This is a genomic window from Roseateles rivi (assembly GCF_043555845.1).
Taxonomy (GTDB): Bacteria; Pseudomonadota; Gammaproteobacteria; order Burkholderiales; family Burkholderiaceae_C; genus Roseateles; species Roseateles rivi.
Genome location: NZ_JBIGHZ010000002.1, coordinates 236442 through 249530 on the forward strand (window position 1 = coordinate 236442; position 13089 = coordinate 249530).

A 13089-nucleotide genomic window follows, 5' to 3' on the forward strand; every position below is an offset into this window, starting at 1 on the left:
CGCGCCGCATGACCTGTAGGCCCGGCCAGACGCGCAAAAGGGAAATGCCCGCGGGCTCGTGCGTGCGCTATGCGGCCAGCACCTGCACCCAGCCCGGCAGGGGGCGGCGCAAACGCAGACCCAGAGCCTGGGCAGCGGCTTGCAAGCTGTGGTCGAGCTGGGCCAGCTCGTAGCTGCCAAACAGCCGCCGCGCTGCAACAGCGGGCTCGCAGCTCAACCACACGCGGTGGTGCTGGCCGAGTTCCTGCAAAAACTCGTCCAGGCGCAGGGACTGCGCCACCAGCAAACCGCGCCGCCAGGATTCGCGCTGGACTTGGGCGGCCGCGTGGCGGCCTTGGCCGTCGTCTTGCAAGGCCCGGGCCTGGTGCGCGCGCACCCAGTAGGGCGCGTGCTCAGGCCCAGCCACGCGCACCGCCCCCTCAAACACATGCAGCCAGGGTGCGGCGTCGCGCCGCTGCAAGGCCAGGTGCGCGCCCTGGCTGTGCAGCTGCAGCGCGCCCACGCTCAGGCGCAGCGGCTGGGCACCGGACTCGACAAACAGCTCCCCGTCTTCGAGCCGCAGATGCGTCTGGGGCGCTTGCGCGTGCAGCCGCACCTCGCTGCCGCTGTTGAGCCAGACCCCGGCGCCATCGGCCAGGGTCCAGTGCGCGGTTTGACCGTGCGCGGTGTGCAACTCGGGGCGCTGCTGCGCCAGCCACAGCACGGGGCTGGCCACCGCCAGCAGACCCAAGGCCGCGCTGCCGGCGCGACGCAAAGCCCTGCGGCGGCTGTGCTGCAGGGCCTGCTGCGCCGCAGCGCCCGCGCCGGGGCCTTGGGGCAGCGCGTCAAAGCGCCCCCACAAAGCCTCGACCTCGGTCCATGCGCGGGCATGGGCCTCGTGCGCACCAAGCCAAGCCTGCCAGTGCGGCATCAGGGTGGCGCGTTCAGCGGGCTTGGCCGCTTGCAGCTGCACAAACCAGTGCACCGCGGCGTCCAGCACCGCGGGGTCCAGGCCCGGAGCGCTCATGCCGCTGCGTCCAGCGGGCGCTGCAAACCCTGGCGCAGCGCCTGCGCCATGTAGTGCTTGACCATGCGCTCGCTCACGCCCAGCTCGGTGGCAATGTCGGCATAGCTCATGCCCTCCAGACGGGCCATCAAAAAGGCGCGCGCGGCCTTGGGTGGCAAACCATCGAGCAACTGCTGCAAAGCCATGAGTTGCTGCAGCTGCTGCAGACGCAGCTCGGGCGATGGGGCCTGCGGCTCGCCCTGCGCAGCCAGCTCCGCGAGGTAGGCGGCTTCCAGGTCCTGGCGCTGCCAGTGGTTGACCAACAGCCCGTGTGCGATGGTGCTGAGGTAGGCGCGTGGCGCGCGCAGTGCCTCGGTGTCGGTGGCGCGGCGCAGCAGGCGCACAAAGGTGTCCTGCGCCAGGTCGGCGGCGGGCTCGTCTTGCTGCAGCTTGCGGCGCAACCAGCCCTGCAGCCAAGGCTGGTGCTCACGGTACAAGCGCCCTAACGCTTCACGCCACCCCTGCCCTGCCCCTGCCGACAAACCCGTGTCGGACGACAGCGGTGAAATCATGTTCTGAAATGCAAATGCGAATTGGTCGCAACAATAGCAGGCAAAGCCGCAGCCGTCCAGGGCAGGACGCGCGGGCACTGTGGGCTTTGGGGGGGGCTGCGGCTAGGGCCGCAGGGGGGGGACTTGTGCCACGCCAGGGGCTTGGCACCGCTGCGTGGCGGGCATCGGGCACGGGCCAAAGGCCGCGTGCCCGGGGTTCAAAAGCGGGGCATCGCGCCCGCTCAGTGCGCCTTGCTTCCCAGCAGGGCTTCGAGTTGCTGCACGCCGTGCTCCATGCGGCGCACCAGGGCGCGGTAGGGTTCAGGCTGGGCCAGATCCACACCAGCGTTGCGCGTCAGCACATAGGGGTCGGCCGAGCCGCCGGCTTTGAGCAGGGTGAAGAAACGTTCGCGCGTGGCGCTGTCGCCCTTGCCAATGCCTTCGGCAAAGTAGGCCGCCGCGCTGATGCTGGTGGCGTACTGGTAGACGTAGAAGTTGCCGTAGAAGTGCGGGATGTAGGCCCACTCCACGCCGTAGAGCGCGTCGATGTGGACCACGCCCTGCGCATGGCCATGGTAGTGACGCAGCAAGTCCAGGTAGATGCTGGAGAGCTTTTCGCCGTTGACGGCCTCGCCCTTGCCCACGGCCTCGTGCGCGGCCAGTTCGAACTCGGCAAACATGGCCTGGCGGAAGAAGGTGCCGCGCAGGTTTTCTAGTTGCTGGCTGAGCGCGAAGATTTTCTCGTCGCGGGTCTTGGCCTGGGCGAGCATGTAGTCGGCCAGCAGCAGCTCGTTGGCGGTGGAGGGAATCTCCGCCGTGAAGGTGGCGTAGTTGGCGTTCTCGAAGGGCTGGCTGTTGGCGTAGACCGTGTGCATGGCGTGGCCCCATTCATGCGCCAGCGTGGAGACGCTGCTGAGGTCGCCGTTGTAGCTCATCAGCAAGAAGGGGTGCACGTCGTAGGCCGCGCCGTTCATGTAGGCACCTGAGCGCTTGCCGCGCTGCGGCACGGCGTGCATCCAGCCCTCGCCAAAGGCTTTCTTCAACGTGGTGGTGTAGTCGCTGCCCAGGGGCTGCAGCGCGGCCAGGGTCAGGGCTTCGCCTTCGGGCTGGGTGTAGCGCTTGTCGGACTTGGCCAGCGCCACGTACATGTCTTGGTAACCGGCTTGCTTGAGGCCCAGCATCTGGGTGCGCAGCTTCAAGTAGCGGTGCAGCACGGGCAGCGCAGCGCGCGCTTCTTGCACCAGGGTGCGGTAGACGGACTCGGGAATGTTGTCCCCGGCCAGCGCCATGCTCAGGCTGTTGGGGTATTTGCGGGCACGGGCTTCGAAGGCAGTGCCTTTGAGGTGGGCGGTGTAGATCGCACCGATGGTGCGCTCATAGGCCTTGTAGACCGGCCAGAAGGTCTTGAAGACTTGCTCGCGCACCTTGGGATCGGGGTCGGCGCGCAGGGCCACGTATTGCTCCTGGTCCAGCACCACGGTCTTGCCGCGCACGGTGAGCTTGGGCCAGGGCAGGTCGGCGTTGCTCAGCAGGTTGTAGATCTCGGAGGGCTGCTGCAGCGGCTCGGCAGCGCTGGCCATCAGGCCTTCTTCGCTGCTGCTGAGGGTGTGGGCGGCACGGCGCACCAGGGTGCGCAGGGTTTGCGCATGACGGGCCAGACCGGGCTCGGCGGCAATAAAGGCCTCGACTTGGGTCTGGCCCAGCTTCACCACGTCCGCCGACACCCAGGCCGTGGCCTCACCGGCCTGATTGGCCAAGGTGGTGGCGAGCTGGTTGCGTGCCTGGTGCTCGGTGAGCTGGGTGTTCTCGTCGGCCTTGAGGCTGGCGTAGACGGCCAGGCGCATGAGGCGGCGGTTGAAGGCGCTGATCTGGTCCAGGCCCGCGCGCAGCGTGGCGGCACTTTGGCCCAGCGTGCCTTGCAGGGCTTTGAGCTTGGGCAGCTCGGCGCTCAGGGCCTGGCGCTCGGCCTCCCATTGCGCCTCGCTGGCGTAGAGCGATTGCAGGTTCCACACCGAGGCCTGCAGCGCATTGGCGCTGGTGGCTGCGGGGGTGGAGGCGGGTGCTGCCGCCGGCGCGGCTGGCGCGGAGGCCAGCGCGCACAGCGCCGCCAGGGTCAGAAGAGAGCGTTTCATGCTTGTAATAGGAGTAGAGAGAGAAAGAGAAATCAGTCAGCCGCAGGCGCCACGCGCTGCTGGCGCGCGCATCTCAGCCCAGCGGCAGCTCGGTGTAGTAGCGGCCGCCGTGATAGATCAGGGGCTGGGCCTCTTCGCGCCGTGTGCAGCGCTGCACCTCGCCGACGAAGATGACGTGATCGCCCTCCTCGTGCTGGCTGCGCTGCGCGCATTCAAACACGGCCGCGCAACCTTCCAGCAGGGGCACGCCCCCCGCACCTGGGTGCCAGGCCAGACCCGCAAAGCGGTCGGCCCCGCGCGTGGCAAAGCGCTGCGCCAGCGCCATTTGCTCGGCCGCGAGGATGTGGATGGCGTAATGCGCCGCCGTGCTGAACACGGCCATGGAGGCCGCGCCGCGCGACAAGCTCCACAGCACCAGGGGCGGCGCCAGAGACACGGAGTTGAAGGAGTTGGCCGTCAAGCCCACGGGGCGGCCATCCGTCGCGATGGCGGTGACGATGGTCACGCCCGTGGCGAACAGGCCCAGCGCAGCGCGGAACTGCTGCGGGTCTGCCGGGTCGGTCACCGGGCTCAGCACGGGGTGAGGGGAGTTTGGGAAATCTTGCACAGCCATGGGTGCCGATTGTCGCGGTAAAGCGCGCGCAGCCCAGGCTGGGGCGCTGCCTAGAATGCGCCGCCATGCCCGAACTCACCGCCGCCCCCTCGCCCGCCACCGCTGCGCCCGCCCCCATGCCCTGGCCCACACGGCTGTGGCAGATGAGCACGGTGCTGGTGCTGGGCGTGGCCTCGGGGCTGCCGCTGGCGCTCACCGCCCAGGCCCTGCAGGCCTGGATGCTGGCGCGCGGGCTGGACCTCAGCACCATCGGCTTTCTCAGCCTGGTGGGCCTGCCCTACACCTTCAAATTCCTCTGGGCCCCGCTGCTGGACCGCTACGAGCTGCCGGGGCTGGGGCGGCGCCGTGGCTGGTTGGTGCTCACGCAGCTGGCGCTGGCGGGCGCGCTGTGGGCCCTGGCCGGGGCCGACCCCGCGCAGCAGCTGCGCTTGTTTGCGCTGCTGGCGCTGCTGGTGGCGTTTTTGTCGGCCACGCAGGATGTGCTCATCGATGCCTACCGCACCGAGCTGCTGGACCCCGCCGCGCGCGGCCTGGGCGGCTCGCTCAATGTGCTGGGCTACCGCCTGGCCATGATCTTCTCGGGCGGCGTGGCCTTTGTGTGGGTGGACCCGCAGCTGGGCCGGGGCTGGGACTGGCCGCAGGTCTACCGCCTCATGGCGGCCGTGATGGTGGGCGCGGCGGGCGTGACGGCGCTGCTGCTGCCGCGCCTCAAAGCCGCCAGCGCCCAGCCCAGCAGCGGTGGCCATGATTTGCGCGGCTTTGCCGCCGTGGTGCTGGCCGTGGCCCTGGGGGCCTGGGCCACCAACAGTTTGATCTCGCCCTGGCTGGACCACGCCCTGCTGCCGCTGCTGCAGCAGCTCTGGCCACACACCGCTGCCGCACTGCTGGGCAAGTGGCTGAACCTGCTGGGCATTCTGACGGGCCTGTCCCTGACGCTGCCGCTGGCCGTGGCCGCCGCACGCTGGGCGCGCTACGACACCCTGCGCCAGGGGCTAGGCGACTATTTCGCGCAGCCCAGCGCCGCAGCCATGCTGGTGCTGGTGGTGTTCTACAAGCTGGCCGACGCGTTTGGTCTGGCCCTGTTCACGCCGTTTTTGATCGACGGCCTGGGCTTTGGCCCGGCTGAGGTGGGCGTGGTGAACAAAATCTTCGGCCTGTGGCTGTCCATCGCCGGGGCGCTGCTGGGTGGGCTGGCCATGCTGCGCCTGGGCCTGTGGCGCGCGCTGCTGCTCTTTGGCGTACTGCAAACCGCCTCCAACCTGGGTTACTGGTGGCTGGCCGTGCACGGCCAGGGCCAGTTCGGCGTGCTGCACGTGCCCGCTTTTGACCTGGGCTTGGTGCGCCTGGCCCAGGCCACGCCGCTGGACGGCGGCTTGCTGCTGGTGGTGACGCTGGAGAACCTCACCGGCGGCATGGGCACGGCGGCCTTGCTGGCGCTGCTCATGAGCCTGTGCCGCCAACCCTACACGGCCACGCAGTTCGCGCTGCTGTCGGCCTTTACCGCGCTGGGCCGCGTGTGGGTGGGCCCCATGGCGGGCGTGCTGGCCGACACCGTGGGCTGGGCGCCCTTCTTCCTGGTCTCCACCCTGGTGGGCCTGCCCTCGCTGTGGATGCTGTGGCACTGGCGCGCGGCACTGCGCCTGCTGGAGCAAACGCCCAAAGCCACAGCCAGCTGATAGGCTTGCGCCCATGAACGCGCCCCAGCACGCCCCCGCCTTCACCCTGCTGCCCGAGCAGCCCCCCCACCTGCCCAGCGCACCCACCCAGGGCTGGGCCCATTGCCACTGCTGCACCGGGCTGGCGCGGCCGCAGCGCCGCCATTTCAGCGCGCTGCTGGGCCTGGGAGCGGCCAGCGCCATCTGCCCGGCCCTGGCCGAACCGGGCTCGCAAGAGGGCGTGAATGTGGGCAAGCAAAGCGCGCTCACACGCCTGGTGCCGGCCGAGCAGCTCGAAGCCGCTGCCGCCCAGCAATACCGCACCATGCTGCAAGAAGCCGCGCAGCAGCGCGCGCTGGCCCCGGCCGGTGAGCCGCAGCTGCAGCGCCTGCGCTATATCGCCGAGCGCATCATCCCCGTGGCCCTGCCCTGGAACCCGCGCGCCAAGCAATGGCGCTGGGAGGTCAACCTGCTGGGCAGCCCACAGCTCAACGCCTTTTGCATGCCCGGCGGCAAGATCGCCTTCTACAGCGGCATCCTGGTGAAGCTGCAACTCAGCGACGACGAGGTGGCCACCATCATGGGCCACGAGGTGGCGCATGCCCTGCGCGAACACGCCCGCGAGCGCATGGCCAAAACCACCGCCACACGGGTGGGCGCCAACGTCATCTCCGGCCTGCTGGGCCTGGGCAGTCTGGGCGACACGCTGCTGTCCTACGGCAGCCAGCTGCTGACCCTGACCTTCAGCCGCGAGGACGAGAGCGAGGCCGACCTGGTCGGCCTGGAGCTGTCCGCGCGCGCAGGCTACGACCCCGCCGCGGGCGTGAGCCTGTGGAAGAAGATGGGCGCAGTCAACAAAGGCGCGCCGCCGCAGTGGCTCTCCACCCACCCCAGCGGCCCCTCGCGCATCAAAGACATCGAGGCCAATCTGGGCAAAGTCCAGGGCCTCTACGAGCGCGCCGACAAGCCCCAGCGGCGCTGGGGCCCGCCTGAAGCCAAGCGCTGAGCGCCTCAGCCCCAGCGGCTGTGGCTCAAAAACGGGTTGGTGCGCCGCTCATGGCCCAACGTGCCCTCCGGGCCGTGGCCGGGAATGAACACCACCTCGTCCCCCATGGGCCACAGGCGCTCGCGGATGGAGCTCAGCAGCTGCTCATGGTTGCCGCCAGGGAAATCGGTGCGGCCAATCGAGCCCACAAACAGCACATCGCCCACAAAACAGCGCTGCGCGCTGGCGCTGTGAAACACCACATGCCCCGGCGTGTGGCCCGGGCAGTGGCGCACCGCCAGCACCTCCTGGCCCAGCTGCACCGTGTCGCCATCCTCCAGCCAGCGCGTGGGCACAAAGGGCTCGGCCGGCGGGAAGCCAAACATCGCGCTTTGCTTAGCCAGCCCATCAATCCAGAACTGGTCGCCCACATGCGGCCCCACCACCGGCAGGCCCTGCTCGCGCGCCAACTGCCCCACCGCCCCAGCGTGGTCGATGTGCGCATGCGTCACCAGCAGCATCTTGAGCGTCAACCCCCGCGCCGCCACCTCGGCCAGCAGCCTCTCGTGCTCGCCGCCCGCATCGACCAGCGCGGCCTCGCGCGTTTGCTCACACCACAGCAGCGAGCAGTTCTGGGCAAAGGGCGTGACGGGCAGGGTGGTGTAGTGCAGGGCCATGGGGTCTTCAAATCAAAGGCGCAGCCGAACGGCGTGCAGTGAGCGGATTATCGAAGCACGCGCACTCCGTCCTTCAACACCATGTCACTTCATCGATTTCATGGCGGGCTGAGCGCACTCAACACGGCAGACCGATCTGAGCCCAAGGGGACTCTGCCGCGTCGCCGCAAAGAGCTACCACCACTCCTGGTGCCAGGAGTTCACCCGCACTCGCCCCGCACACAATGCCGGCTCTTCGTGAATTTGAGTCAGTACGCATGGAGCCAAGTCAAAGGGAGAACTTGACCCCGGCGTGTGCTCGAAGCACTTCACGACGCCACAACAGCTGGACCCTTTCGCAAGGCGTGAACTGCCCTGTACCGGGTCACCCTACACGGAGCGACACCATGACGATTCGAATCAAAGCCCGCATGGCTATGGCCATGACTGCGTTGGCATTCAGTGGTTTGGCCCATGCAAGCACTGCATACACCTTGCAATGGTTGCCGGGCTTGACCTCCCCACTGGGCAGTGCGCAGGGCATCAACAATGCCGGGCAAGTGGTGGGCTACAGCTACACCCCCAGCTTTGAGCTCCAAGCCGCGGTCTGGAATGACGGCACGGCAACGGCTTTAGATTCCTTGGGCGGCACCTTCGGCAGGGCCCGGGCTGTCAACAACGCGGGCCAAGTGATCGGCGATCTGGGTTCGCGCGCCACCATTTGGAACAACGGAGTGGCAACGGTTTTGGACACCTTGGGGGGCAATTTCAGCACGGCCCGGGGCATCAACGACGCCGGCCAAGTGGTTGGCGCCATTGATTCGCGCGCCGCGATCTGGAACAACGGCACGGCAACTGACTTGGGAACTTTGGGCGGAAGTTTCAGCGCCGCTGTCGCCATCAGCCCTGCCGGCCAGGTGGTGGGTGCCAGCTCCATTTCAGGCGACACGGCTTCGCGCGCGACGGCATGGATCAACGGCAAGGCGATTGACCTGGGCACCTTGGGTGGGGGCTCCAGCAGCGCTGCGGCCGTCAACAACGTCGGCCAAGTGGTGGGCGGCAGCAACATCGCAGGCGACGCGGGTTGGCACGCCACGATGTGGCACAACGGCACGGCGACTGACTTGGGCACCTTGGGTGGCACGCTCAGTTATGCCAATGGAATCAACAACGCCGGCCAAGTGGTGGGCTACAGCCTTGCGGCGGACGGCAATGGCTACGCCACGATCTGGATCAACGGCACGGCGATCGATTTGAATAGCTTCCTGAGTGCCGCGCAACGCGCGGACGGCGCTTCACTCCTTGAAGCCCATGCCATCAACGACGCGGGTCAAGTGGTTGGATATGGCTTGAACAACGGTGTCCAAACAGCTTTTTTGTTGTCCCCCGTGCCTGAACCCCAAACCTATGCCTTGATGCTGCTCGGCCTGGGCGCCATGGCCTTTGTACGCCGTCAACGCCAAGCCAAGGTCTAGGCCACACCCCTGCAGCAGGGGTATGGCTTGCCGGGCTCAGTGCCCCTGCTCGGTCACTCCTTCAACACCATGTCAATGCACAGCACCGCGGCGAGGATGAGCAGCCGGGTGGGGTCGTTGGCGGGCAGCGTGGGGGCGATGGAGAGCATGTAGTTGTCCGCCGAGGTGAACAGCTCCATGCCCAGGCCCGCCCATTTCTTGCTCACGCTGGCGAGTTCCTGCTCGCCGCGCAGGAAGCGGAAGTCCCAGCTCGTCCATTTGCCGTGCAGGGTGCACAAGGTGTTTTCCTGCGCGTCGAGCACATCGAATTTGCCGCCGATGGAAAAGAACTTCTGCTTGAAGTAGCCCACCACGCGGTCGTGTTCGTCCAGCACTTCCACGCGCGAGAGCCACAGCGAGATGCCGCGCTTGACGGTCAACACCTTGGCGCCTTCGGGGGTACGAACCTCCACCTCAAAAGGCGTCATGCACTTGTAGTCGGTGAAGCGAAAGAGTTTGGCGAAGAGCCCCAGATTGGGCTCCCGGCACTCCAGCACTTTTTGCTGGCTGGCGGGGTCATAGATGTCGAAGTTGTTGGCCGCCTTGAAAATGCCGACGTGCTCTTTGACAAAGAATTGGTTCTGCTGAAGCGTTGCGTGCATATCTATTTGTTGTCGGGCCCAGGGAATCTCAGCGCTGTACACGTGGCACAGCGCTGAGATTGTGACGGAACTGGGCACCTCGTTCAGCTCACTGGCCGGGCGCAGCCTCGTGCCGATGCTCGCGGCGCTTGCCCTGGTGCTGGGCCTGTTGGGCGGCCAGCTTCTGGCGCTGCTCCGGCGTCAACAGCGCGGCCACTTGCAGCCGGGCCTGCAACATGCGGCGGCTGGCGCTGTCGTGCTGGGCCAGCATCTTCTGGCGCAGGCTCTCGGCGGCGGCGGCGTCCACCGTGGGTGCGGCCAGCAGCTGGTTCATCTGCTGGTGCAAATCGCCCGCGGCCTGGTGCTGGGCGCGCAAGTCCTCACGCGCCTGCTTCATGATGGCCTCGATCTGGCTTTGCTGCGCAGGCGTCACGCCAGCGGCCTGCAGCGCACGCGCGGGCATGCCCATCTCATGCCGGGCTGGACCTCCCTCGGGCCCATGCGGAGCGGCCTGCGCCATGGCCGCACTCAGGGCCAGGGCGGCATAAAACACCGGGCGCATCAAACCTTGTGGAAAACGGACTGTCATGCTGACCTCTGCGGCTGTGGTTGGGAAGGCCTTGATTCTGGGCGGCCCGCGTTGCGGCATGACAGTGCCAACGCAAACTTGCGTAAAGCCGCGGCCTAAGGCGCGCTGAAGGTGAGCTGGCCTGGGCTTTGGCTGAAGTGCATGCGGCCCAGCACGTCCATGCCCAGCAGCGGGCTGCTGAGTTGGGGCAGCACCGTCACGGGCAGGCGCTGGGCGCTGACGCCGCCCGCCAGGCTGATGTCGGCGCGGGCCACCCAGCCCTGCACCACACCACCGGCGGTGTTGGATTGCACCTCGCCCTCGGGCTGCAGACCGGCCTGACGCGCCAGCGCCTCAGGCAGGGCAGTGCGGGTGGCGCCGGTGTCCACCAGAAAGTCCACCTCCACGCCGTTGACCTGGCCGCGCCAGTGGAAGTGCCCATCGGGCGCGCGCTGCAGCACGATGTTCCCGTCTTGCAGCTGGATGCGGCTTTGCTGCTGCTGGCGCTCCCAGGCTTTGAAGCCCAGAAACAGCACCAACACCATGCCCAGCCACACAGCGGCGAGCTTGAGCCCATGCGGTAAATCTTTTTGCATGGCGTGACGATGCCATGAATTTCAAGCGGCGCCCGCATCCCCGTCGTAATAGTCCACGGCCGCCTTGGCATGGAACACCGCGCGCACGCGCCGTGCACCGCGCGGTCCGGCCACGGCCAGCAGCTTGCCGGAGTCGGGGTACTCGCACACCTCCACCGGCACCAGGGTGGACAGCGCCAGGTAGCGCAGCGGCACGCTGCCGGTGTTGAGGATTTGGTGTGCCACCTCCGGGCCACCGGCCGGGCAGGCCACCACGTCCATGGGCCGCAGGGCGTGGCGCTGCTGACCAAAGCGCAGCTCCCCCGTGCCCTCGAGGATGAGGAACATCTCCTCCTCGCCATGGTGATTGTGAAAGGGGCAGTTGGTCTTGCCCGGCGGCACTTCCGTGAGGTTGTAGCCCAGCTGCCGCGCACCGATGTGGTCGCTGATGCTGCCGCTGCGCGAGACATAGCAACCCTGCGCCTCTTCTTCGTCCAACACCACATCGGCGAGGTTCATCACGGGGTGGGTCATGGCTGGGCTCACGGGTGGGTTGGAGAGGGCCCCATTTTGGGGGAGCTGCCTCTTGAACGGTGTAGGGACTTACGGTCTGGCCCCTCGGGGCTGCTATGGTTCCTGATTCAAAAATGGAGGAGCGCAATGGTCAAGTACATGTCGGGGGCCTTGAAGTTTGGAGGTCTGTTGATTGCAGCCGTGTTGCTGTTCAACGTGATCAACCCCATTCGCATCGTGCAGTCGGGCACACGCGGGGTGATCACCACCTTTGGCAAGGTGGACCCCGAGCCTTTGGGGGAAGGCATCCACTTCGTCATCCCCCTGGTCAACCGGGTGCACATGATCGACGTGCGCTTGCAAAAGAGTGTGGGCTCGGGCGTCGCTGCCTCAAGAGACCTGCAGCAGGTGTCGGTGTCAGCCGCACTGAACTGGCGACTCGACCCCTCACTGGTCGCACAAACCTACCAAGCCATTGGCGACGAAGGCGCCGTGGCGCTGCGCGTGATTGAGCCCGCCGCTCAAGAAGCCACCAAAGCCATCGCCGCCCAGTACACCGCCGAAGAGCTGGTGACCAAGCGCACCGATGTCAGCAGCAAAATCCGCGACCTGCTGGAGACCCGCCTCAAGCGTCACGGCGTGATCGTTGACTCGCTCGCTGCCGTCAACTACGACTTCTCAGACGTGTTCGACAAAGCCATCGAGTCCAAGGTCGAAGCCGAGCAAAAAAAGCTCACGGCCGAACGCGACCTGGAACGCATCAAAGTGGAGGCCGAACAAGCCCTGGCCAAGGCCCGCGGCGAAGCCGAGTCGCTCAAAGCCAAACGCCTGGAAATCACCCCTGACCTGCTGCGACTCAAACAACTCGAAAACGAGTCCGAGGCCATTCGCAAGTGGGACGGCAAGCTGCCCCAGTACACCGGGGCAGGCACACCCTTTGTGCAACTCAACGGCAACGCGGGGAAGTAAGGCGACAGGTCATGAGGCATCGTGGGCTACACCCATGAGCCTCAATTTGGTTTTGGACCGCTCCATGAAAAGCGTGTTGCGAATTTTGTTGGGCACGCTGGCTGGGTTGCTGGCGGGCACAGCGCTGGCATGGCTGGTGAACCGCATGTATGTCAGCCACTTTGTGCATGGGGATGACGACGTCAACGTGCTGGTGGCATCCCCTCGATGGAATGGTTAGGCGTCTGAACGTCAACCGCACCAACTCTTCCATAGCATTGAACTCGAGGGAACTGCCCAACGTTCACTCAACAAGCTCTGCACCCCAGCCGTCGTAGCTTGCCCCATACCTCTCTGCCAACGCTTCAAACTTGGCCGAAAGTTGGGTGAGCGCTTGGAGCTCGAGCAGCATGACTCGCTTGGCAACGACTTGGAAGTCAGGGTTCTCATCGTCCGGCTCATATAGCTGGACCTCGTAGTCAAGCTCACAAAGCTCATTAGCTATAGCTTGAGCTATCGCTTGACTCTCGACCTCGAACACGAACTCGGGCTCGTGTGGTTTTCGGAGATCACTCCCAGCCTTGGCCATCTCAAGCAGAACCAGTGCATCTGGATCGTCGTTATCTTGCAGGGTGGCGAGTAGGTCTGCTGGTGTTGGCATAGTGACGCCTAACGACGCTGGGCAATAACCCGATTTCCGGGTGCTGCGCAGTGACGGTTGAGTGGTGAGGAGGATTGATTCTTCATCGCGAAACTGGGCTGACTGATCCGGGTCAATGGCCCCATTCTGATCGAAGCCTCAGGCTTGCCAAC

Annotated in this window: 15 protein-coding genes; 5 read left to right on the forward strand and 10 right to left on the reverse strand. The window is 66.4% G+C overall.

All coding sequences use genetic code 11. The features are described 5' to 3' along the window. Positions 1-67 precede the first annotated feature (67 nt). The 4 genes from ACG0Z6_RS05080 to ACG0Z6_RS05095 form a co-directional block, all read right to left on the reverse strand. Positions 68-1006, reverse strand: coding sequence for a FecR family protein (locus ACG0Z6_RS05080; protein ID WP_394459106.1), 939 nt, complete (start codon positions 1004-1006; stop codon positions 68-70). Further along, positions 1003-1557, reverse strand: coding sequence for a sigma-70 family RNA polymerase sigma factor (locus ACG0Z6_RS05085; RefSeq protein WP_394459107.1), 555 nt, complete (start codon positions 1555-1557; stop codon positions 1003-1005). The genes ACG0Z6_RS05080 and ACG0Z6_RS05085 overlap by 4 nt, the downstream gene beginning before the upstream one ends. A gap of 221 nt (positions 1558-1778) precedes the next feature. Next, positions 1779-3668 carry an oligoendopeptidase F gene (pepF, locus tag ACG0Z6_RS05090; protein WP_394459109.1) on the reverse strand — a complete coding sequence of 630 codons (1890 nt, stop codon included), beginning with the start codon at positions 3666-3668 and terminating at the stop codon, positions 1779-1781. Between the two features lie 73 nt (positions 3669-3741). Next, complete coding sequence (locus tag ACG0Z6_RS05095) at positions 3742-4281, reverse strand: flavin reductase family protein (protein WP_394459111.1); 540 nt, start codon at positions 4279-4281, stop codon at positions 3742-3744. Positions 4282-4346: 65 nt separating this feature from the next. Between ACG0Z6_RS05095 and ACG0Z6_RS05100 the strand changes: the two genes are divergently transcribed. Beyond that, positions 4347-5957 (forward strand): AmpG family muropeptide MFS transporter, encoded by a 1611-nt coding sequence (locus tag ACG0Z6_RS05100; RefSeq protein WP_394459113.1) that lies wholly within the window; start codon positions 4347-4349, stop codon positions 5955-5957. Between the two features lie 13 nt (positions 5958-5970). Continuing rightward, the gene (locus ACG0Z6_RS05105; protein ID WP_394459115.1) at positions 5971-6942 is read left to right on the forward strand and encodes a M48 family metallopeptidase; all 972 of its coding nucleotides are present in this window, start codon (positions 5971-5973) and stop codon (positions 6940-6942) included. A 5-nt stretch (positions 6943-6947) separates the two neighbouring features. Here the strand turns inward: ACG0Z6_RS05105 and ACG0Z6_RS05110 are convergent, their stop codons facing one another. After that, the gene (locus tag ACG0Z6_RS05110; protein WP_394459117.1) at positions 6948-7598 is read right to left on the reverse strand and encodes an MBL fold metallo-hydrolase; all 651 of its coding nucleotides are present in this window, start codon (positions 7596-7598) and stop codon (positions 6948-6950) included. A 386-nt stretch (positions 7599-7984) separates the two neighbouring features. On the opposite strand from ACG0Z6_RS05110, the gene ACG0Z6_RS05115 reads away from it, so the two are divergent. Next, positions 7985-9052 (forward strand): PEP-CTERM sorting domain-containing protein, encoded by a 1068-nt coding sequence (locus ACG0Z6_RS05115; protein WP_394459119.1) that lies wholly within the window; start codon positions 7985-7987, stop codon positions 9050-9052. A gap of 53 nt (positions 9053-9105) precedes the next feature. Here ACG0Z6_RS05115 and ACG0Z6_RS05120 read toward each other — a convergent pair whose 3' ends face one another. The 4 genes from ACG0Z6_RS05120 to ACG0Z6_RS05135 all read right to left on the reverse strand — a co-directional run bounded on the left by ACG0Z6_RS05120 (position 9106) and on the right by ACG0Z6_RS05135 (position 11349). After that, positions 9106-9693, reverse strand: a complete 588-nt coding sequence (locus ACG0Z6_RS05120; protein WP_394459121.1) for an LURP-one-related/scramblase family protein — start codon at positions 9691-9693, stop codon at positions 9106-9108. A gap of 88 nt (positions 9694-9781) precedes the next feature. Continuing rightward, positions 9782-10261: a Spy/CpxP family protein refolding chaperone gene (locus ACG0Z6_RS05125; RefSeq protein ID WP_394459123.1), complete on the reverse strand. Its 480-nt coding sequence runs from the start codon at positions 10259-10261 to the stop codon at positions 9782-9784. A gap of 95 nt (positions 10262-10356) precedes the next feature. Then, positions 10357-10836, reverse strand: a complete 480-nt coding sequence (locus ACG0Z6_RS05130; protein ID WP_394459125.1) for a retropepsin-like aspartic protease family protein — start codon at positions 10834-10836, stop codon at positions 10357-10359. 21 nt (positions 10837-10857) lie between these two features. Further along, a complete protein-coding gene (locus ACG0Z6_RS05135; RefSeq protein ID WP_394459127.1) occupies positions 10858-11349 on the reverse strand; it encodes a cupin domain-containing protein in 492 nt (163 codons plus the stop codon). Positions 11350-11475: 126 nt separating this feature from the next. Here ACG0Z6_RS05135 and ACG0Z6_RS05140 point away from each other — a divergent pair, with 126 nt between their 5' ends. Both ACG0Z6_RS05140 and ACG0Z6_RS05145 read left to right on the forward strand, forming a co-directional pair. After that, a complete protein-coding gene (locus ACG0Z6_RS05140; protein WP_394459129.1) occupies positions 11476-12297 on the forward strand; it encodes a prohibitin family protein in 822 nt (273 codons plus the stop codon). A gap of 34 nt (positions 12298-12331) precedes the next feature. Beyond that, on the forward strand, positions 12332-12517 hold the full coding sequence (locus ACG0Z6_RS05145) for a hypothetical protein (protein WP_394459131.1): 186 nt from the start codon (positions 12332-12334) through the stop codon (positions 12515-12517). 63 nt (positions 12518-12580) lie between these two features. Here the strand turns inward: ACG0Z6_RS05145 and ACG0Z6_RS05150 are convergent, their stop codons facing one another. Continuing rightward, a complete protein-coding gene (locus tag ACG0Z6_RS05150; RefSeq protein WP_394459133.1) occupies positions 12581-12937 on the reverse strand; it encodes a ribonuclease E inhibitor RraB in 357 nt (118 codons plus the stop codon). Positions 12938-13089: the final 152 nt, after the last annotated feature.